We start from the raw sequence: 20022 nt of genomic DNA on the forward strand, positions 1-20022 counted from the left end.
AGAAATTTAAAAATCAAATTTATAAGTTAACCCACCTAAAACTTGAAAACCTTGTACATTAAAGTTTGCGAAACGCTCATAATTTGAGTTTAAAATATTGTTTAATTTTAAGAAAGAAGAAAATTTATCGCTGAAATGATAACCACCATTTAAGTTAATATCTACAAAAGAATTTACTGTTTGAATTCCATTTGAAGTTGATGGAAATTGATCTGTATATAAAACATCTTTTCTTTCGCTTACATAAAAAACATTGGTAGTTGCATACCATTTATCACTTTTGAATTTTCCAATTAAAGAAGTTTGAAATGTGGGTAAATTCCATGCTTCAAATTGATTTGTTGTTGTGTAATTATCGTATTGAAGGCTTGTGCCAACAGTAATTTTTTTTGTAAAATCGTATTCTAATTCTGCAAATAACGTTGTTGTTTTTATATCATCATAAACTACATTAAACGAGTTACCAAATTCATATCCTTTTAAAGAAATTGAATTTAAAGTGGTATTTGTACCTGTAGACTTTGAGTTGTTTTTTATAAACAAAGGTTTGTCTTGTTCTTCTTTAATGTTTGCTGAAATATTAAAGCTGAATGAGTTATCTATTGTTCCATTAACCCCTGTAAAAACATTGTATTTTTCAGATGTTTGTGTCATAAAAAGTGTAGGAGATACATATGGATTTTCTTCAGAAAAATTTTTGTAAGTATTGGTTTTTAAATCACCATTTATACCTGCGTAAAAGTTTAAATAATCTTTAATTATTGGAGTTTCAATTTTTATATCAGGATAAATTAAAAAGTTGTTTATGCTATTTTCAGTATCAAAAGAACCAAATATTTTTGCTCCTAATTTGATTGAAAACCCGCCAAAAGTAGTTTTATATTCAGGATTTAAACCAGCTGTAAAAATTGAATAATTTAATTCATTATCTCCTGTATAATTAGAAGTAAAGCCTCCTGTTAAAAACTCTAAACTAGTTTTTAAATACATGTTTTTTAAACTATTACTGATAAAATCTAGAGGTAAATCTAAGGCAGTATTTAAATTTATTAAGATTTCATTACTGTTAAAGCGATCATTAAAATAAGATAAAGAAAGGCTACTTTTATCAATATAAGAATCTAAAAAATCGATTTCACCTAAAACATTAAAGTAATTATAGGTTTGCTCTTCATTAATTGTATTAATTGTATTTTCGTTAAAATCTAAGCTTGGTAGTCCGTACCAATTGTATTGACTCCTTTTTGTGTTTAAAACAGTTTTCCAATCAAAATATCGTCCTTCTTTTTTATAAAAAATACTTGCTATAAAATTTTCGAAATTACTGTCTAAAACCGTATTTTCAATATTATCAAAAGAAGCATTGTATTTTGCAGATAAACCAAATTCACTTTCAAAACGATTGCTGTTGTGTAAATAAATTTCTGTATAAGGCGATGTGTAATTACCAAAACCTGCTGCAACATAATTATTATAAATACGTTCTTTTACGCCAACATCAATACCCTTTACAACGCCACTTTTTGGAATAAAAGTAGATGCAACTGGAGCAGAAAAAATAGTATATGCTAGTTTTTTCTTTTTGGTATTTTCTGATAATTGAATAACAGGATTTATTTTAATTTTAGTGGCATCAGAAATTTTAGGATTGTATTTAGTTACAATTTCTACTACCTCAGTTTTTACTGTGTCTTTTAATTTTACTGGAACCTCTTTTTTCTTAGGCTTGTTTACCTGAGAATTTGCTGTAAAATAAGAACATATAATTAAAAATATGAGAAAGCCTTTTTTCATTAATTTTTATTTTGTGGGTTAATAGAATTGTTATTTTTGGCTTCGTTTTCTTTTATTTTGTTGAGTTCTAATTTTGCTTCTTCAACAATATCTTTAAATTGGGTAAAGTTTTTAATTACATTTTCTAAAATAAAAGTTGCTTGATAAACATCTTTTAAAGCGTAATAATTTTTACCCATAATTACGTAACTTTTTACACCCCAATATTTATATGCAGAGTAATTTGCAATTAATTCTTGTACAATTTTGTTAGAATCTGTATACTTATTTTGTTGACTTTTAAAATAAGCATCATAAAATAAAGTTTCTGCTTTTAATTCTCCTGAAGCACTTTTATCAATAACTTTATAATATTCTTCAGCTGTAGAAAAATCTTCAGTTTTAAAAGCAGATCTAGCAATAATTGTTTTTGCGTCCAGTTCTAATTCTTTATTTGATTTGTTTAATGATAAAGCTTTTTTTGCATAATCAATTGCTAAAATATATGTTTTAATTTCATAATATCCTTTCATTAAATTGCTTTGAGCAAATAATATGTTTTCGGTAGAGTAGGCTTCTTTTTCTAACCTTTCTAATAAAGGAAGTGCTTTTTTAAAGTTTTCTTTTTGTAAATAAATTTGAGATAATTTTGCTAAAGCATCTTCACTAAAATCACTTAAACCAGCTTCCAATACTGTACTATAATTAGTGATTGATTTATCAAATTCTTTTTCTTTAAATAAGGAATTAGCTAAGTAATAATTTGCTTTTAAAAAATGTGCTCCCTCAGGGTATCGTTTTAAATATTTTTGTAAACTTAATATTACTTCTTTGTTGTTTTTTGCATCAAAATATTTTTTCTCAGCAATTGCAAAAGTTGAATTATCAATTTCATCATTTGAAACATTAATAAATTTTAGAGTATTTGTCCAAGAAACATAATCTTCTAATTTATCATCATCTATATAAATATTTTTAGCATTTCTAACCGCTTCAATTGCATCCGCAGAATTTGGAAATTTACTTGCTACTAACTTGAACTTTTCTAAAGCTTTTTTGTTTTGATTATCGTTATAATAAAGTAGTCCTTGGCGTACTAAAGCTGATGATAAAAACGGACTTTTAGGATGTTTTTTAAACAGCCTGTCATATGCAAGATGTGCTTTACTATTCTCTTTTATTTTGGTGTAAGTAATTGCAATTTGATACAAAGCATCGTCTTTTAAAGAAGAAACCTTATAATCGTTAACAACCTTTTTAAGCGCTTCAATTTTTGTGTTATTTTGGTTGATGAATCCATAGCTCATTCCTATTTGAAATTGAGCATAATCTGCACCAGTACTAGATTCATTAACCAATATTTTGTGATTTTTTATAGCATCAGTATAATTTCTTGTAGCATAATAACTATCAGCTAATCGAAGTATTGCATCTTCTTTTATGTTATTCTCAATATCTTTTTTGTTTGTAAAAATGTTAAAAGTTGTTGCTGCTTTTGTGTACTCTTTTAGTTTAAAATGACAATAGGCAATGTTGTATTCTAACAACGGAAAATCATTGTTATTGTTTTTTCTTAAAGAATTATTTAGGGAGATGAATTTACCTAACGCTTCTTTGTAATTTTCTAACAAATACAAAGTTTCAGCTTCCCAATATTTAGCTTTTATACTGATATTTTTTTTGGTAGATTTTTTACTTAGCCTAAAAAATGAAAGTGCATCCGTTAGTTTTTTCTCATTAAATAATTGGATTCCTCTATATAAAGAAACCTCTAAAATTAGTGTTTCATTTTCTGGTGTTTTCTTCTTATTCAAATAAGTTAAAGCTCCTTCATAATTTTGTTGATGAATAAATGAAGAAACCACCAATTTGTTAATTTCATTGTAAGATTTAGAGTTTGGATATTTCTTTAAATAATCTTGTAAAACATCAGAAACATTTTTAAACGGATTTCCAGATTCGTAACTTAGTTTTGCATAATTTAAAGCAGCATCTTCTTGAATGTTTGAATTAAAATTCATTTCACTTGCCGATTTAAAAGCGTTTAAAGCTTCTGTTTTTTTATCAAGATTTAAATAACATTCAGCTAAATGATAATAGGCATTTTGAGAGATTGTATTTTTTTCTTCAATTATTTTGTTGAAATTTTTAATTGCATTTTCAAAATCGTTTTGCCTGTAAAAAGCATATCCTAATTGATAAAAATCGGTGTTATTCCATTTGCTTTTATAGGCTTGTAAATATGGAACTGACTCTTCATACTTTTTCAAATTGAAATAACTTTCTCCAATAATTTTAGAGATTTCAGACTTTTCTTTTCTTTTAGATGTTTTTAAAAGTTCTTTACCAACAATTGCACAGCGTTCAAATTTTCCCGCCTTAAAACTGATATCTAACAAATAGTAAGAAATTTCAGCTTTGTAAGATTCATTGTCAGCAATTTCTTTTAAGGTTGATTCTGCAACACCATAATCTTCTAGTTTATAAGCAATAAAACCGTAATAATATCTTGAGTCGTTTCCGTATTTTGGATCGTTGATTAAAGGTAAAAAACGATTTTTAGCCAAATTTAAATTTTTAGTAACTAGGTAACCATAACCCATTTTAAAATTAAGCTCTTTAATATTTTCTTTTGACAGCAAGTCTGTATTTACCTTTTCAAACCATTTTAAAGCATAAGAAGCTTTTTTATTAGCAAAATAATAATTACCAACATTAAAAAATGCTTTATTTTTTTTGTTACTAGTAGGATTCTCTTTTACAAAATCTAGAACTTTTTCATCAGCACCAGTTTGATTAAGTTTTACTGCACACATAGCATCATAATAAGACGCATCTGATTTTAAATTAGAACTTTTTTCAGCTTTTGTTACTATCTCTTCAAATGTTTTTTGAGCAGCTGCATAAGCCTTATTATTGTATAACTTTAAAGCATTGTTAAAATTGGTTACAATACTTGCATCAACGATTGATTGTTGAGAGAAGCCAACTATTGAAAATAATAAAAATGAAAAAGACAAAAATTGTTTTTTTACAAAACGAAATTCCATACAAATGTTTTTGTTATATTGCTTTTAACGAACTTATTTTAATTTTGTTTGATTAAATGTGAAAATAATCTAAAATCAATTTTATTCAAAAGTAAGAATTGTTATAAATTCTGATGCTAAAATCAATTGAAACTTTTAAGTTTGTAAAAACAATTTTATGTCATGGAAAAACCTGTTCTACATTTAGAAAACGCTGATATTTATCAAAGAGATAATTTAGTTTTATCTAAAGTTAATTTAACTATTAATAAGGGAGAATTTTATTATTTAATAGGAAAAACAGGAAGTGGAAAAAGTAGTTTAATGAAAACTTTGTATGGAGATTTACTTTTACAAAGAGGTGTTGGTGCCATAGTAGGGTTTGATTTAAAGCAATTAAAAGAGAAACAAATTCCATTTTTAAGAAGAAAAATAGGAATTGTTTTTCAAGATTTTAAATTACTAAATGAAACCACTGTTTTTGGAAATTTAGAATTTGTTTTAAAAGCCACTGGTTGGAAAAATAAAGAAGAAATAAAACAAAAAATAAACAAAGTTTTAGAAAAAGTAGGGATGCAAAAGCAATACTTTAAAAAAACTTTTGAACTTTCTGGTGGAGAACAACAAAGAGTTGCCATTGCAAGAGCGTTGTTAAATGATCCTGAGTTAATTTTAGCAGATGAACCAACTGGGAATTTAGACCCAAAAACATCCTTAGAAGTTATGGAACTTTTAAATGAAATTCATAAAGAAGGTAAAACAATTTTAATGGCAACACATGATTATCAGTTAATTGTGAAGTTCAAACATAAAACACTTAAAGTTGAAGCTGGAGAGTTATTTGAAGTTGCTCAACAAGCTACAGTTTAATTAAATGCATCTTTTTTGAGAAAAAAGAAAATTTTTGTTGCAGTTACAAATGATGTTTCTACAGATTATAGAGTACATAAAATTTGTAATTATTTAGTAAACAAAGGTTTCGAAATTACAGTTTATGGTAGAGTTTTGCCAAATACAATTTCTGTTGATAGAAAGTATAAAATTGTTAGAAAAAAACATTTGTTCAATCATAATTTTATGTTTTATGCTGAGTTTAATTTTAGATTATTTTTTTCTTTACTTTTTAAAAAGTACGATTATATTCTTGCCAATGATTTAGATACTTTACCAGCTTGTTTTTTTGTTAGTAAATTAAAAAGTACAAACTTAGTTTATGACAGTCATGAGCTTTTTTCTGAAGGGCCAGAATTACAAGGAAGAAAATTTGTACAAGGTTTTTGGAGAAAGCTGGAAGATTTTTTCTTGCCAAAAATTAAAAAAGCTTACACTGTAAGTCAATCTATTGTTGAGTTTTATGATGATAAATATCAGAATAAAATGGGGTTGATTAGAAATATTCCTTTAAAAAAGGATATTTTAGAAGTTGAAGAAGTTTCTTTCCCAACAAAAAATAGAACCATTTTATATCAAGGAGTTTTAAATCCAGGTAGAGGCTTAAAGCCGATGATTAAAGCGTTGCATTTTATAGACAATTTAGATTTAATTATTATTGGATATGGCAAAGTAGAAAGTGAATTAAAAACATTTGTTGTGGAAGAAAAAATGGAAGAAAGAGTTCATTTTATGGGTAGAATTGCTAGAGAAAAATTATTAAATTATACTAAAAAAGCAACTTTAGGAATGGTTTTAGAAGAACCATTAGGGTTAAGTTTTAAATATTCTTTACCTAATAAATTGTTTGATTATATTCATGCAGAAATTCCTATTATTGCAGGTAACATGCCTGAAATTTCTAGAATTATAAACACTCATAAAGTAGGAGTGATAGTTGAAAATTATAAGCCGAAAAATATTGCAAGCACCATTATAAAACTTTTGAATAATGATACTTTATTATCAGAAATAAAGGCTCATCAGAAAAAAACAAAAGAAATTTTATGTTGGGAAAAAGAATGTGAAAAATTAGATTATTATTTTAAATCATAAAATTTATCAACCCTAAAATATCCATAGTAATTCCGGTTTTTAACAATCTAAAAGGATTGCAAAAAACCATTGATAGCATAAAAAAACAAACTTTTAAAGATGTTGAAGTTTGGATTATTGATGGCTGTTCAAATAAAGAAAGTCAAGATTTTTTGAAAGGATTAGATGCGCCTTTTTTTTATCAATCAGAAAAAGATAACGGAATTTATGATGCTATGAATAAAGGAATTTCTTTGTCAAAAGGTGAGTGGTTGTATTTTTTAGGTTCTGGAGATGTATTGTTTAATGAAAACATTTTATCTGCTGTTTTTGAGAAATCAAATATTGAGCTATCACGATTGATTGCTGGGAAAATAATTTATGCTGGGGTTAAAAAACCTTTTATATACAGTAAAAATAAAATGATTAAAAATCCCTTTTGGTCATTTTCTATGTGGTTTAGAAATGGATTACATCATCAAGGAACTTTTTATAAAAAGGAACTGTTTTTAGATTATAATTACAATTTAAAATACAAAACATTGTCAGATTATTGGTTCAATCTTCAGTTGTATAAAAATAAAGAAAAATGCAAACTAATTGATTTTACAATCGCAAAATGTAATTCTGACGGAGTTTCTAAATCTGGTAATTGGAATGTTTACAGAGAAGAAATAAGTCTAAAAAAATCACTGAGTTCAGTATTCTATGCGCCAATATTTTATATTATTGCATTTAGCAAGTATATGTCAAGAAAAATTGTAAATGATTAGCAGAGAGGAAATAGCAGTATTAATTGTTGAAAAACTAACTAAAGAAAAATCGGTTTTAAAACAGCTTTATTTAAAGAGAAAAAATGATATTGGTTTTTTTTATGTTGATGATTTATTACCTACAGAATTAGCAAACAAAATTTTTAAAAAATTTCCTAAATTATCAGAAACTAAAAAGAAAAAAGACCTAAGAGAATATAAGTATATTGCGTATCAAATGGATAAGTATGATTCTTTGTTAGAAGAAGTTATTTATGCATTTCAAGAACCAGAAGTAGTTGTAATTATTTCTGAAATTTGCAATTTTAGTACAATTTTACCAGATTCTAATCTATATGCAGGTGGTTTGTCTTTAATGGCAAAAAGTAATTTTTTGAGTCCGCATTTAGACAATTCTCATGATAAAGACATGAAATTATGGAGGGTTTTAAACTTACTGTATTATGTAACTCCTAATTGGGGAAAAGAAAATGGTGGTAATTTAGAGCTTTGGCCAAATGGTATAAAAAAAGACCCAGTAGTTATAGAAAGTAGTTTTAATAGGTTGGTTGTTATGGCTACGCATCAAAAATCTTGGCATTCTGTAAATAAAGTTTTAACTGATAATGTAAGATGTTGTGTATCCAATTATTATTTTTCTGAACAACCGCTTTTACAAGATGATAATTTTCATATTACTACTTTTAGAGGAAGACCTTCTCAAAAAATAAAAGATGTTTTTTTAAGAATTGATAATGGTTTAAGAAATGCTGTTCGTAAAATTTTTAAAAAAGGAATTAGAGAAAATCCGCATCATTACAAAAAATAGTTATTGTAATTTTTTTGAAAAATATATAGTAATCATATGTTTTTGACTAAATAGATTAAGGTTTTCTGTTTATAAATTATTTTAGCAGATAATTATGTGAAATCTTAATCGAAATAAAAAGTGAATTAATACAATGTTTTATTATTCAGTTTTTTATGTGTTAGTTAGTTAGTTAGTTAGTTAGTTAGTTGTTTTTTTTGATAAACAATGTTTTTATACCAATCATCGAAATTAAATAGACCTTCATCGATTAATTTTAAAGTATACCTTTTTAAGAACATATATTTACATTGTAATTAAAATAAATACCCTATAAAATTAATTATTATGTTCAAAAAACCTCTAACACAAATTATTCTTTTTTTAGTAAGTTTTTTTTCAATTTATGAACTTGGAAAATACTTAATGACTTTAAATGAAGCAAAAACTTTAAAAGACGGTTTTTTAATAATAATATTTTTTGTTTTACTAACTTTAGTAATCAATTACCTTTCAAAATTTGTTAAAAATTTTTTTAAATCATTTTGTTTCTAATTTATTAAAAAAAAAATAAGAATACATTTTAGATTATAATAAAAAGAATCCTTTTAAATGTTAAATTTAAAAGGATTCTTTCAATAAAGTGGAGACGCCGAGAATCGAACTCGGGTCCAAACAAGCAGCCAAAAAGCTTTCTACATACTTAGTTTTTGTTCGGTTTTCGATTAAAAGCTGATCAAAAACAACCCACTTTTAACTTATCTTCTTTAGTTTCAAAAAATTATCGAAGTACTAATTTTTCTATGTTTATTTTTACGATGCCCAAAAATGAAACGCCATAAACCAAGGCTTTTCGTGGACATAAAGCTTGCACACCTTGTGTGCCTAGGCTAATCTTACTATAATTCAGATTATGCAGCTAAAGCGTAGTTATCTTCGCCGTTTAAAAAGTTGAAATTAGGTTTTACGAGTGTTATTTCATAACTCGATATGCTTACAAATTTACTGTCCTTGCTGTCAAAACCAGTCGTCCCCAAAATGTCAAAGATATATTTCTTAAAATAGAAATACGAAATGCAAAAGTATAAAAAATACAGTTGCTAATCTCTTTAAATTCTAATATCTTCGAGCAAATATTATACCATTAACACTTTAAAAGTTAAAGCTGAATTTATTTCAGTTTTTTTCCACTTATAAAAACTTACATATTATGAAATTTGGCATTATAAAGGAGCGTAAAAATCCACCAGATAAAAGAGTTGTTTTTTCGCCAAAAAAAATAATTGAATTTAAAAATCAATTTCCATCAGCAGAAATCAAAGTAGAAAACTCTGATATTCGTGTTTTTTCTGATGAATCATATAAAGAATTAGGTATAGAGGTTACAAATGATTTAACTGACTGTGATGTTTTGTTAGGTGTAAAAGAAGTGCCAGTTGATTATTTAATTCCAAATAAAAAGTATTTTTTCTTTAGCCATACAGTTAAAAAACAGCCGTATAATAGAAAATTGCTTTTGGCAATTTTAGATAAAAATATAGAGCTGTATGATCATGAAACAATCATCAAAGAAGATGGAGCAAGGTTAATTGGTTTTGGTAGATTTGCCGGTATTGTTGGTGCTTACAATGGTTTCAGAGCTATGGGGTTAAAGAACAAAACTTACAATTTACCTAAAGTAGAAACTTTAGAAAATCAACAAGAATTAATATCTGAATTAAGAAAAATTAAGTTTAAAAACATTAAAATTTTATTGACAGGTAATGGTAAGGTTGCGTACGGTGCTAAAGAAATGTTAGATGGTATGGGTATTAAAAAAGTTTCTGTTGATGATTTTGTTTCAAAAAGTTTTGATGAAACGGTATATTGTTTGGCTGATGTTTTAGATTATAACAAACGAAAAGACGGGCAAGTGATTGATAATAATGATTTTTATAACAACCCACAAAATTACGAGTCTGATTTTATGCGTTTAGCAAAAGTAACTGATTTTTTTATTGCAGGTCATTTTTTTGGAAATGGAGCTCCTTATTTATTTACAAGAGAAGATGCTAAATCTGTAGATTTTAAAATTAAATTTGTAGCAGATATTTCTTGTGATGTTGATGGGCCTGTAGCATCAACTTTAAGAGCATCTACTATTGCAGACCCTATTTATGGATATGATCCGAAAACTGAAACAGAAGTAGATTACAATAATGATAATGCAATTGTTGTAATGGCTGTAGATAATTTGCCTTGTGAATTACCACAAGACGCTAGTGAAGGCTTTGGCGAAATGTTTCTTAAAAATGTTATTCCAGCTTTTTTTGATGGAGATAAAGATGGAGTTTTAGAGCGTGCTAAGATGACTGAAAAAGGAAAGTTAACAGAGCGTTTTTCGTACTTACAAGCTTTTGTAGATGGAAATGAATAACCTACAAAATCAACAGTTTTTAATTGATTTAGCAAAAATGAAAATGCCTTTTGGTAAGTATAAAGGTAGATTTTTAATTGATTTACCTGAGTATTATATTGTTTGGTATAAAACAAAAGGTTTTCCAAATGGAAAATTAGGTAAACAAATGGAACTAGTTTACGAGCTTCAATTAAATGGATTAGAAGATGTTATTAGGAAGATTAAACGTGATTTTACTTAGAATATTTATTCTTTTACTACAATACCATAAGTAATATGTGCAACTCCTAAAATATATATAGAAGAATACCAGTAGTTTGGAATAAAGAAAACAAGAATAGCTAGTAAAAAAGTAACTCCAGATAAAACATATAATGTTTTGTCTTTTTTCTTTTCTAAAAGAGATAAAAACAAACCGTAAATAAGCAAAAAAGTAGGTGTTATGTAGTTTGTATAACTTGTGTTTGACAAAAAAACAAGAACAAAAAATAGAATAGAAAAATTAAGTAGATATAGCCAAAAACGTTTCTTAGTTTTTGAATTCCAGAGCAAGTAATTTTGTTTTTTTGCTTTTCTTCTTCCTTTAAAAAATAAGGCTAGAGATGAAAAAAAGAATGTCAAAAAAATAACAACAAAACCTAAAACTTCAATAATTTGGGCAGACATCATTCCCATTGGATTATCGTCTATCAAAAAACCATCTAACATACTTTTAATTACATAAGCTGCAATTAAAAGATACAGCCCAATTTGAATGCTAGAATATCCCTTTAAAGAAAAGTTTACCAAAAAATTATCTTGTTTATTCATAAATTAATAACTTTCGATAAATATACAAAAAATGATGCTCAAATCTTTTATGAAATGAAACCAGCAGAAGAATACATTTTAAATCAACCAGAGCCTTTTAAATCAATTTTAATGCATTTGCAAATTTTAATTGAAAGAACTTTTCCTGAGGTAGATTTACAATTTAAATGGAAAATTCCTTTTTATTATTTAAATAATAAGCCATTTTGTTATTTAAATCCATCAAAAAAGAAAGGTTATGTTGATGTAGCATTTTGGGTTTCAACACACCTTACAAAATACAATGAGTTCTTAATTTCTGAAAATAGAAAAGTTGTAAAATCTTTACGATACAAGTCTATTGATGATATTAATGAAGAAATATTATTAACGGTTTTAGAAGAAGCACATCAATTAAAAGACAAAGGGTTTTATAAGAGAAGTTAATTATTCTATTTGTATTTTAAAATGTAAAGCATCTTTTTTATTAATAAATAAAATTAATTCAGTATCAACTTTTAAGTTTTTAATAGTTAGAGTTGTTATATTATTTTTTGATGTAATTATTGGTCTTTGTATATATTTCATGTTTTTCATGGCATAAAAAACATCTAAAGTCGAATCTAAATTTTTAAATTTTAATTCAATATTTTTTTCAGAATCTATATCGATAATTCCTTGTTTTGGTGAAATTAATTCTGCATTTAATGCTAAAAAAGTATTGGTATAAATTGGTTGATTGTAAAAATCTTCTTTACTAATTCTGCCAAATCTTAAAACCCAAATAGAATCATTAGGAAGATGAGTTTTAAAAATTTTATTTGTAGGAATATCATAAAAATAGTTATTAAATTTTCGTATCCATTTATTATTAAATTTATAACCTGCTGCCCAAGTAGCATCTAAAATCACCCACTTTTCATTAATAAAAACGGCATTCCAAGCATGGTTTGGATTGGTTTTTATTTTTCCAATTTCATTAGCATTTAATCTAACATTTCCTGTAATTACTTCAGATTTTATGTTTAATAAATCACATAATTTTTTAAATGATTGTGCGTATTCTTCACAAACTCCTGTTCTGTTCCTAAAAGTTTCAACAACTAATTTGTCTTTTAAAGCTTGTAACTTTTGTTCTTTTTCATCTTCCGAAGAATAATTAAATTTATAACTTCTTTGCTTAGGATTATAAAATTCTTTTAAATTATATCGAATATTTTGTGTGAGCCAATAAAAAGCGGCTTTAGCTTTTTCTTCATCTGTAGAAAAATCAGTATTAATTTTGGAAGCTAAATTTTCCACATTAATAAATTTTGGGTATTTTTTTATAACCGAATCTATTTTTGAAAAATCTTGGGATGTAACAGTAAATGATATAAGTAAAAAGAGAATGTATAGTTGTTTCATTATATAAAAAGTTAAACAACTTTATCAACCAAAAATTGTGCCTACAAATTATTTATGGTTTTTCTGATAGCTACTAAATTGGTTAATAGTTTTTCTAAATTATCTAAATGCAACATATTTGCACCATCGCTTTTAGCATTTGCAGGGTCAAAATGAGTTTCAATAAATAAACCATCTACATTATTTACAATTCCGGCTCTAGCAATAGTTTCAATCATTTCAGGCCTTCCACCTGTAACTCCTTCGGTTTGATTTGGTTGTTGAAGTGAATGTGTAACATCTAAAATTGTAGGTGCAAATTCACGCATTTCAGGAATCCCTCTAAAATCTACAATCATATCTTGATAGCCAAACATGGTTCCTCTATCAGTAATCCAAGCTTTATTAGAACCAACATCTTTAACTTTTTGTACTGCGTGTTTCATGGCTGCTGGACTCATAAATTGCCCTTTTTTTAAATTTACAACCTTTCCTGTTTTTGCAGCGGCAACTACCAAATCTGTTTGACGAACTAAAAACGCAGGTATTTGTAAAACATCTACATACTCTGCTGCTTTAGCTGCATCAGAAACTTCGTGAATATCAGTAACTGTTGGTACATTAAAAGTTTGAGAAACCTTTTGTAAAATTTGTAATGCTTTTTCATCTCCAATGCCAGTAAAACTATCTATTCTACTTCTGTTGGCTTTTTTAAAACTACCTTTAAAAATATAAGGTATTTCTAATTTATCTGTAATTTTTATTACTTTTTCAGCAATTCTTAAAGCCATTTCTTCACTTTCTATTGCACAGGGACCGCAAAGCAAGAAAAAATTATTAGAATTGGTGTGTTTTATGTTTGGAATTTCAGATAAAATCATGATTTAAAATTTTTATCAAAAATACGAAATTAATTTAGCTATATTTATCCTTTAAAACTCAAATAAAAATGAAAAATATATTATTTATTTTATCAATATTAATTACTATTATCTCTTGTGATAGTACAAAAAAAACAACATCAACAAATGTAGAAACAAAAGATGTTTTACCTGAGAAAGTGGTATTAAAAAACTTTTTTATTGATTCTGTAACAGTTAAAAAACACTTGTACACATTAGCTTCTGATGAAATGGAAGGCCGTGGAACTGGAACAGCAGGTATAGAAAAGGCTGCAAAATATATAGAAAATGAGTTTGCAAAAATAGGTTTATCAACTTTTGGAGATTTAGAGAACTATAGACAAACATTTACATTTAAAAGTAGAAGGTCGGGTGAAGATATAACCACATCCAATATTATTGGGGTGTTAGAAGGAAAAAGTAAGAAGAACGAAATAGTGATTGTCTCTGCACATTATGATCATTTAGGTATGAAAAAAGATGGAGAAGGAGATTTGATTTTTAATGGAGCAAATGATGATGCATCTGGTGTAGCTGGTGTTTTAATTTTAGCAGAATATTTTAAAAAAGTGGGTAATGAAAGAACAATCGTTTTTGCGGCTTTTACTGCTGAAGAAATGGGTTTATTGGGTTCTAAACACTTTGGAAAAGGGATTGATGCAAGTAAATTTGTTGCAGGTATCAATTTAGAAATGATTGGTAAAACACCCAGTTTTGGTCCAAATACAGCTTGGTTAACAGGTTTTGAGCGTTCTGATTTTGGTAAAATAGTTCAAAAAAATTTAGTAGGTTCGGGTTATCAATTACACCCAGATCCATATAAAAAATTTAATTTATTTTTTAGATCAGACAATGCTTCTTTAGCAAAATTAGGTGTACCATCTCATACGTTTTCAACTACTGCAATTGATATTGATAAAGATTATCATAAAGTTACAGATGAAGCAAAAACATTAAATATGACTATAATTACTCAAACCATACAAGCTGTTGCAAAAGGTACAGAAAGTATTATTAATGGAGATGATACGCCAACAAGAGTTGCGATTAAAGAAGGTAAAAAATAGATTTAGAATAAAATTTAACCTTTTATTCTTTTTAGTTTTAACTTTATAAGAAAATTATTTACATACCAATTTCTATATTCTTGTTGAAAAATAACTTTGAATATGAAATCTTTTTTTCTAATAAGAGATAATTTTAGTTTTATTTTTTTATAATCTTTAATCCTTTTTTTGTGATTAATTAAATAGGTGTTAAAGTCTTTTAAATATTTTTTAGTATTCATCGTAGTATCAAAAGCTAAAGATTCAATATTATTAAATACTTGATAGCTGCTAGCTAAAAAACAATTTAATGGGTATTTTAATTCGTTAAATTGTTCAAATGCTTTTTTTGCATTAGTTTTTTTTGAGAGTAAATAAACATCATAAGCATGTTTCAATGTTAAATTTTTATAATAAAATCCATCATCATTTATTTGATTTGCAAGTATTGATAAGGATAATTGATTATCATAGCTTAAAACAGTAATATTATTTGATTTTATGCATTTATTTTTAACTACCTCATAGTTAAATTCTTTAGAAAATTTATCTATGAGTATTTCTTTATGAATTTCAACAGCAGCAGAGCATCCCTCTTTTTGTAATCTTGGGTAATGTTTAAATAATGGTGAGTGCTGTGCGTGTTTATTTAATTTAGAATAACCAAAACTTTTAACTAACGAAATTGTTTTTAAATAAGAATCTTTAGAGATAACAAAATCAATATCTGCAATCATCCTTTCTGCAATATCATCATAAATGTCTTGAAAAATAAAACCTACGCCTTTTAAAAAAATAGGAGTAATGTTGTTTTTTTGTAAGTATATGTTTAGTTCTTCAACTTGTTTTATAATTTCTAGATTTCTTTCGCGATTTAACTGTGTTATATGTTGCATATATTCAACTAAATCAGAAGGTAAAAAACTAAGTAAGTTTGCTTTTTTAAGATTGCAATATAAAGCAGGGAAAACAAAATGATTTGTGCTGACTTTAACAACAGAATCCCAATTTACACTGTTGTTTTTTAATTGATTTTTTACAATCTTAAGATTGGTTTTTTCATAGTTTACAGTTAAACATTTAGCTATAAAAAAAAGTGTTTCCTTATAATTCATTGCTCAACAATATAGAAACATTTTTGATTGTTTTATTGTTTAAATCTATAATTATTTTAACATTTTTACAAAAAAAGCACCTAAAGTTTATAGGTGCTTTTTTAAATAAATTATTAATCTCCCCAGTTATCTCCTGGTTGTGCTGGTATACCACTAAAAGCTTGTACTTTTTTAGGGTTTAATACGATATAAGTTCCTAAAGCGGTTAAAGCAGCATATTTACCATACTTTCCAAGTTTTTTTAATGCTTCTTTTCTTGTTATTTCTTCTGGTTTTTGTTTTGAGTTTTTCATGATAATATTTTATAATGATTATTTTATAGATCTATTTGATAATTATTTTTTTTGATAATTGTACTGTTTCATTTTTTAAACTTACAATATAAACTCCCCTAGATAGTTTTGGTAACTGAATTGAACTTAATCCATTTGAATTTATTTTAGTATCAAAAATTTCTTTTCCTTGAATAGAATATAATCTAATATTAGCACTTTCATTTAAACCTTCAACAGTTAGGTTGTTATTTGATGTATTATAGATGTTTATAAAGTTAGATGTAGCATCAATATTGTCAACATTTAAAATACTTTTAGAAGTTGTATGCAAATAAAAACGACCTATTCCATTTACTGCTTTGTCTAAAGTAATTTTGAAACTATTATCATTAAGTTCTGTAAAGGTGTTGTTTTCTCTATCTTCTAAAGTAACCTTAATGTCTGATGGTAAATTGTTTATTTCTGCCTTAATTGTAATTTCTTTTCCAGCAGCTGCAGTTACCCCAACTGGCACAATCATATTCTCATAATCAGAGTTTGGTAAAGATTGTATTTGATATTTTACTCCAGAACTATCGCTTAATAAATGTGTATAAATATCTAATGGGTTTTGATAATTACCACCACCAAATGTTTCTCCTTCCAAGCCTTCATCATAAGTGGCTGTAGCATTCTCATTATAGAAAATTTTTGCAATTCTATTTTTATCACCATCAGTCATTTTTAATAAAATTTCAGAGTTTTCAACTTTTTGAAAATCACCTTCACAAACAACACATTGTATGCCTTTATTAAATACAAGGTTAGTGGCAAAATTACTTTTAACTTTTACAAAGAAACCTTGAGTTGGAGTAATTATAAATTGTTCTTGAACAATATGAGATTCATAATTAGCCTCTTCTTGATTCCATAACCAAATTACCTGAATCTCTAACCTTGCTATATTATCTATTAAAAAGTTATATGAATTTATATTTGAAGTATATGGGTTGGAAATTAAATTATAAGCTTGACCATTATTTGCTACTGTTGTATTAACATCATTATCATTAATAAAACCTGTAAATGTTAATATACCAGCTGCGCTTTTTTTAACCTGATATCCAACACCTGATGAGGTGTTCATTTCTATATTAGATTGTAAATAACTCCAGGTATCATCAGTAGTTTCATAAGTTCCGAATGCTCTGTCGGTTCCAGCAGTTGGAATATTATGAAAAGATATATAATCATTAGTAAAACTATGTCCTGTAAGTGGAGAACCTATTAAGTACCAGTTTGAGGTTAGTATTTCTTGTTCATACATAACTCTACTAGAAGCAAATGCTAAAGGTTTTAATTGTGCACCAGACAAAAGTTTTATTGATTTCAAATTAATATCTTCATAAGCTCTAGGGTAATATGTAACACCTGCTGTAGGTATTAAAACATTGTCATTAGATAGGTTGGCGTGCGTAGTATCTTTCCAGTTAGATGTAGTGTGAAAATTGTCGCTAACAGTACCCAACCAAACATTTCTTATTGGAGCTTCACCAAAACCAGCTAAACCATATTCTCCTGCTGGGTCATTACTTGTTAGTACATACCTTAAACTTGGATCAGACCAACCCGTACTACTACCACCTGTTACAAATTGATTATCGTTATAAAAATCTATAACACTAATATTGCTATTGCTTGTTTGAACACCGTTACCAGACCAATTATCACCAGGATCTGTAGCAGTTAGTTCGCCAATCATATCATAGTCTGTACCACCATTTGTAGCAGATTCAGATATAATAACTGTATCATCTCCATCAAAAGTAAAATCATGTTGAATAAAAGTTATATAAGTTAATCCTTTACCGTTTAAATAATCTTGTACTTCTGATGAACCAATAACGATTACTTCTCCACTTGGAAGTATGCCAGAATTAAGAACTAATTCGTTTGTATAATTATTAGGATTACCTTCTGTAGCTACATTTATGTAAATATTAGTTTCAGAAAAGTCAAAATCTCCAGGAGATAGATTAAAAATTTCTATTCCTTTTGGTCCTGTACCAGAATTAGACTCTACATATTGACTAATAATTAAACTTTGACATATATCTGAAACTCCATTTAGATCTATATCAGGGTTTCCTGAAGCCTGAGGGTCACAAGGATCTCCAATTAAAGATGCATGAGCAGTATCTGCTAAAAAAATATTATCTAAATGAGTTAGTTTAACATAAAAATCATTACCAAATAAACCATCAGCAGAACTAATATTAAGTGTAGCTGAATTTGTGCCAGTATATACTCCAGAATCTGTTAAAATAGTACCTCCATTATCTGGGTCTCCTAAATACCATTGATATATTATTCTATCGGTTGCATTGCCAGGGCTATCATAAAGAGGTATACCATTGGCATAATTAGTTGCCATATCTGCTCTACCAACTACTGAAAAAGAAACTGATTCACCAGAAACTGTTGTTTGGTCTGTTGGAGGTGTAATAATAGACATTTGATGTGCATAAGTTGTTGTACCTATATTACCAGCGTAACCACCAGTACTACCAGTAACTTTTCCGTTTGTATCGATACCATTACCATCTAAATCACCATCTTTATCTGTATCAATTCCGCCAGACTCTTCAACATCAGTAAAACCATCTCCATCTGAATCTAAATCTAATGAGTTTGAAATTCCATCATTATCAGTATCTAAACATATTAGATTGCCATTTATATCTACATTAATAACTTTAGCACCATCATTTTGTGAGGCTGCAGGTCCATTTGAAAATACTGTTGCTGCTAATGCCTTTTTTAATTCCATTTCATAAATTACTCCAGTAGTATTATTACTCATGTAAAATTTGCCTTCTAAAGTAGTATATATTGCTCCATAAGTACCATTAGGTAAATCAACTATTTCACCTATTAGAGTTACGTTCTCGTTAACAGTATCAATTTTGTAAAGTTTATTTGAACCAGTAGGTATACCATAAAACCCACCATCTGATGTATTATACCCTAAATCAACAATACCTTTTCCATTTCCAGGAAAACTAGCAACCTGAGTTTTGTATGTTGGTGAGTTCGGGTTTCCATCAATAACTTGAATTATATCTTTATTAAAAGTTACAAATTGTTTTTTTACAGGATCATAAGCAGCTGCAACTGAAGGTGCATGAATTGTTAATGTTTCAATAATATTAAATGTACTAGGATCAATTAATACTATAAAGTTATTAACTTTTTCTACTGCCCAAATTAAACCATCTGCTTCGTTAATAGCTGCGCCATTTATATAATAACTAAGAGATTGGTGTAGTGTAGAAATACCTGTAGCAATATCTACTAGGTATACATTAGTTGGGTTTCCTTGAAATAAATATCCTTTTTCTGGGCTTGGAAAGTTAGAAACTGCGTCAGTACAAAGTTCATCTTCATCTAGTATACCATCATTATCGTCATCTAAATCGCATATATTGTTTATTCCATCAGCATCAGGATCATTAGCAGTAACAGTACCAACAATTGCACCATCTGTACAAGGGTCATTATCTATAATACTTAAAGGTACTTTATTTTTAAATTTATTAGAATGATTTGACTCATTAAAAAAGGAATTGTTAAAATTTAAAAAAGTGTTTTTAGATTCAAACACACCCATAAACTCTGTATGAGCGTGTAAAGTAAATGTTATTATATTAAAAATAACAATAAGTAAAAGTTTGGGGGAATTCATAATAATTTAATTTAAATATTAATTAATTTTTTTGATTTTCTTGTAATAGAGTACCTCTAA

At 27.2% G+C, this 20022-nt stretch carries 16 protein-coding genes and 1 other RNA gene; 8 read left to right on the forward strand and 9 right to left on the reverse strand.

All coding sequences use genetic code 11. From position 1 onward, the window contains the following. Nucleotides 1–6: 6 nt before the first annotated feature. Together Q0733_RS06055 and Q0733_RS06060 are read right to left on the reverse strand one after the other, a co-directional pair. The gene (locus tag Q0733_RS06055; protein ID WP_298780190.1) at nt 7–1794 is read right to left on the reverse strand and encodes a hypothetical protein; all 1788 of its coding nucleotides are present in this window, start codon (nt 1792–1794) and stop codon (nt 7–9) included. Then, nucleotides 1794–4823 carry a tetratricopeptide repeat protein gene (locus tag Q0733_RS06060; RefSeq protein ID WP_298780192.1) on the reverse strand — a complete coding sequence of 1010 codons (3030 nt, stop codon included), beginning with the start codon at nt 4821–4823 and terminating at the stop codon, nt 1794–1796. Before Q0733_RS06060 ends, Q0733_RS06055 begins: the two co-directional genes overlap by 1 nt. A 162-nt stretch (nt 4824–4985) precedes the next feature. Between Q0733_RS06060 and Q0733_RS06065 the strand changes: the two genes are divergently transcribed. From Q0733_RS06065 to Q0733_RS06080, 4 genes are read left to right on the forward strand one after another with little or no spacing between them, the layout of a single operon-like run. Then, nucleotides 4986–5672, forward strand: coding sequence for a cell division ATP-binding protein FtsE (locus tag Q0733_RS06065; RefSeq protein WP_298780195.1), 687 nt, complete (start codon nt 4986–4988; stop codon nt 5670–5672). Between the two features lie 15 nt (nt 5673–5687). After that, the gene (locus tag Q0733_RS06070) at nt 5688–6788 is read left to right on the forward strand and encodes a glycosyltransferase (RefSeq protein WP_298780197.1); all 1101 of its coding nucleotides are present in this window, start codon (nt 5688–5690) and stop codon (nt 6786–6788) included. Between the two features lie 29 nt (nt 6789–6817). Further along, nucleotides 6818–7540 carry a glycosyltransferase family 2 protein gene (locus Q0733_RS06075; protein ID WP_298780543.1) on the forward strand — a complete coding sequence of 241 codons (723 nt, stop codon included), beginning with the start codon at nt 6818–6820 and terminating at the stop codon, nt 7538–7540. Beyond that, complete coding sequence (locus Q0733_RS06080) at nt 7533–8348, forward strand: 2OG-Fe(II) oxygenase (protein WP_298780199.1); 816 nt, start codon at nt 7533–7535, stop codon at nt 8346–8348. Before Q0733_RS06075 ends, Q0733_RS06080 begins: the two co-directional genes overlap by 8 nt. Nucleotides 8349–8968: 620 nt before the next feature. On the opposite strand, the gene ssrA is transcribed toward Q0733_RS06080, so the two are convergent. Beyond that, nucleotides 8969–9362, reverse strand: a transfer-messenger RNA (tmRNA) gene (gene ssrA, locus Q0733_RS06085). 175 nt (nt 9363–9537) lie between these two features. On the opposite strand from ssrA, the gene Q0733_RS06090 reads away from it, so the two are divergent. Next, nucleotides 9538–10743 carry an NAD(P)-dependent oxidoreductase gene (locus Q0733_RS06090; RefSeq protein WP_298780201.1) on the forward strand — a complete coding sequence of 402 codons (1206 nt, stop codon included), beginning with the start codon at nt 9538–9540 and terminating at the stop codon, nt 10741–10743. Further along, on the forward strand, nt 10730–10966 hold the full coding sequence (locus tag Q0733_RS06095) for a DUF3820 family protein (RefSeq protein WP_298780203.1): 237 nt from the start codon (nt 10730–10732) through the stop codon (nt 10964–10966). Before Q0733_RS06090 ends, Q0733_RS06095 begins: the two co-directional genes overlap by 14 nt. Nucleotides 10967–10971: 5 nt before the next feature. Here the strand turns inward: Q0733_RS06095 and Q0733_RS06100 are convergent, their stop codons facing one another. After that, a complete protein-coding gene (locus Q0733_RS06100; protein ID WP_298780205.1) occupies nt 10972–11535 on the reverse strand; it encodes a hypothetical protein in 564 nt (187 codons plus the stop codon). A 54-nt stretch (nt 11536–11589) separates the two neighbouring features. Between Q0733_RS06100 and Q0733_RS06105 the strand changes: the two genes are divergently transcribed. Next, the gene (locus Q0733_RS06105; protein ID WP_298780208.1) at nt 11590–11961 is read left to right on the forward strand and encodes a DUF1801 domain-containing protein; all 372 of its coding nucleotides are present in this window, start codon (nt 11590–11592) and stop codon (nt 11959–11961) included. Here the strand turns inward: Q0733_RS06105 and Q0733_RS06110 are convergent, their stop codons facing one another. Next, nucleotides 11962–12921: a transglutaminase domain-containing protein gene (locus tag Q0733_RS06110; RefSeq protein ID WP_298780210.1), complete on the reverse strand. Its 960-nt coding sequence runs from the start codon at nt 12919–12921 to the stop codon at nt 11962–11964. It abuts the gene before it with no gap. 41 nt (nt 12922–12962) lie between these two features. Further along, on the reverse strand, nt 12963–13781 hold the full coding sequence (gene kdsA / locus Q0733_RS06115; protein WP_298780213.1) for a 3-deoxy-8-phosphooctulonate synthase: 819 nt from the start codon (nt 13779–13781) through the stop codon (nt 12963–12965). A 68-nt stretch (nt 13782–13849) separates the two neighbouring features. Here kdsA and Q0733_RS06120 point away from each other — a divergent pair, with 68 nt between their 5' ends. Next, the gene (locus Q0733_RS06120; RefSeq protein WP_298780216.1) at nt 13850–14869 is read left to right on the forward strand and encodes a M28 family peptidase; all 1020 of its coding nucleotides are present in this window, start codon (nt 13850–13852) and stop codon (nt 14867–14869) included. 14 nt (nt 14870–14883) lie between these two features. Here Q0733_RS06120 and Q0733_RS06125 read toward each other — a convergent pair whose 3' ends face one another. The 3 genes from Q0733_RS06125 to Q0733_RS06135 all read right to left on the reverse strand — a co-directional run bounded on the left by Q0733_RS06125 (nt 14884) and on the right by Q0733_RS06135 (nt 19962). Beyond that, nucleotides 14884–15963, reverse strand: coding sequence for a nucleotidyltransferase family protein (locus Q0733_RS06125; protein ID WP_298780219.1), 1080 nt, complete (start codon nt 15961–15963; stop codon nt 14884–14886). Between the two features lie 113 nt (nt 15964–16076). Beyond that, nucleotides 16077–16256 (reverse strand): hypothetical protein, encoded by a 180-nt coding sequence (locus Q0733_RS06130; protein WP_298780222.1) that lies wholly within the window; start codon nt 16254–16256, stop codon nt 16077–16079. 31 nt (nt 16257–16287) lie between these two features. After that, nucleotides 16288–19962: a T9SS type A sorting domain-containing protein gene (locus Q0733_RS06135; protein WP_298780224.1), complete on the reverse strand. Its 3675-nt coding sequence runs from the start codon at nt 19960–19962 to the stop codon at nt 16288–16290. Nucleotides 19963–20022 lie beyond the last annotated feature (60 nt).

The sequence above is a fragment of the uncultured Polaribacter sp. genome (assembly GCF_947500975.1).
GTDB lineage: Bacteria > Bacteroidota > Bacteroidia > Flavobacteriales > Flavobacteriaceae > Polaribacter.